2 protein-coding genes are annotated in these 1,884 nt (G+C 60.9%); one reads left to right on the forward strand and one right to left on the reverse strand.

Translation table 11 applies throughout. From position 1 onward, the window contains the following. Positions 1 to 54: 54 nt before the first annotated feature. Complete coding sequence (locus B5E56_RS14260; RefSeq protein WP_087391402.1) at positions 55 to 1,095, reverse strand: M42 family metallopeptidase; 1,041 nt, start codon at positions 1,093 to 1,095, stop codon at positions 55 to 57. A 67-nt stretch (positions 1,096 to 1,162) separates the two neighbouring features. Between B5E56_RS14260 and ybaK the strand changes: the two genes are divergently transcribed. Beyond that, positions 1,163 to 1,639 (forward strand): Cys-tRNA(Pro) deacylase, encoded by a 477-nt coding sequence (ybaK, locus tag B5E56_RS14265; RefSeq protein ID WP_087391405.1) that lies wholly within the window; start codon positions 1,163 to 1,165, stop codon positions 1,637 to 1,639. Positions 1,640 to 1,884: the final 245 nt, after the last annotated feature.

Genomic DNA, 1,884 nt, shown 5'->3' on the forward strand with positions numbered 1-1,884 from the left:
ATGAATTCCGCCGGGCTCCCGCCTTCGGCGGAGATGGAGCGGACTTCTTCTTTTTTAGCCCAGCTCCAGATACAGGCTCACCAAATCGATCGTAGCCTTCATCCCATCAAAATGGGTCCGCTCCATACCGTGGGAGGCGTGGACACCGGGACCGATGAGGGCGCCCTTGGCGTCCATGCCGGTCTTCCAGGCCACCGCCACGTCAGAGCCGTAGTGGGGATAGATATCCACCGCGTAATCCACACCGTTGGCCTTGGCCAGCTCCACCAGACGGCTCACCATCTCATAGTCGTAGGGACCGTTGCTGTCCTTGGCGCAGATAGACACCTGATACTCGGTGCAGCTCAGATCGTCGCCTACGCAGCCCATATCCACCGCCAGCAGCTCATCCACCTGAGGCAGGGTGGCGCCGCCGTGGCCCACCTCCTCATGGACGGTGAAGCACACGTCGGTGTCGTAGCAGGGGCGCACCTTGGCAAAGTGCATCAGCCGCAGCAGGGTGAGCAGGATAGCGGCGCTGCCCTTGTCGTCGATGAACCGGGACTTGAGGAAGCCGCTCTCGGTGACGGTGGTCTTGGGATCAAAGCACACATAGTCCCCGGCGCAGATGCCCAGAGCCTCTACGTCCTCCTTGCTCTTCACCTTCTCGTCAATGCGTACCGCCAGTTCCTTCTCCTCCCGGGGCCGGGTGGCGGCGTCATCATAGACGTGGACCGCGGGGGACAGGGACAGGATGGTACCGGTGTACACCTTGCCGTCCCGGGTGTAGATACGGCAGTACTCGCCGTCCAGGGTGGGCAGGATGGGGCCGCCCACCTTGGTGATCTTCAGCATACCGTCGGCGGTGATGGAGCGCACCATCAGGCCCAGGGTATCCACATGGGCGCACAGGCCAATCCTCTTGCCCTTCTCCCGGCCGGGCACCGACACGATCAGGTTGCCCTTGTTGGTGCGCCGGGTAGTATAGCCGTGGTCCTGGGCGATCTGCTCCGCCTCCCGCACCACGTTCTGGGTAAATCCGCTGGGGCTGTCGATAGCCAGCAGCCGCTTGGCAATGTCCATCATGATGCCCTGACAATTTTGTGTATCCAGCATTTGCGTCCGCTCCTTGATTGTAGTATGATGTCCTTATCTTATACCAAACCACGGGAGCGATGCAACCATGTCCGAAGAAAAGACCAACGTAATGCGGGTACTGGATCAGAAGAAGGTACCCTATACCCCCCACCACTACGCCCACCCCGACGGGGCGGTGGATGGCGCCAGCGTGGCCGCCCTCATTGACAAGGACCCGGCCAGCGTGTGCAAGACTCTGGTGACTCAGGGGGCCAGCAAGAAATATTATGTGTTCGTCATCCCGGTGCTCAAGGAGCTGGACCTGAAGGCTGCCGCCAAGGCGGTGGGAGAGAAATCCATCGAGATGATCAAACAGGCCCAGCTGCTCCCCCTCACCGGCTACGTCCACGGCGGCTGCTCCCCGGTGGGCATGAAGAAGCAGTTTCCCACCGTCTTCGACCAGAGCGTGGAGGCTCTGGACACCATTACCGTCAGCGCCGGCAAGATCGGCGCCCAGGTGGAGGTGGCCCCGGCGGCCCTGGCGGTCCTGGTGCGGGGCCGGTTTGCTCCGGTGGCGAAATAAAACTTTATGCGCCAAGAGCATACTACGAAAACAAGCAAAGGCTGTGGCGCATGAAGTTTATGCGCATATGGGCCGTCCCGGCCCATGTGCTTTGATTTCATGGCCGTGCCGCTGAAAGCGGCACATGGGCCTGTTGCAAAATAGCTGTTTTGCACAAACCTGTCATTGCGAGCCAGTGCGCACACTGGCGTGGCAATCCGTTTCCCCGGCAAAAGGGACGGATTCCCACGAAAAACGGCCGCCCG

Origin of the sequence: Flavonifractor sp. An112 (genome assembly GCF_002161085.1) — a bacterium.
GTDB lineage: Bacteria > Bacillota > Clostridia > Oscillospirales > Oscillospiraceae > Flavonifractor > Flavonifractor avicola.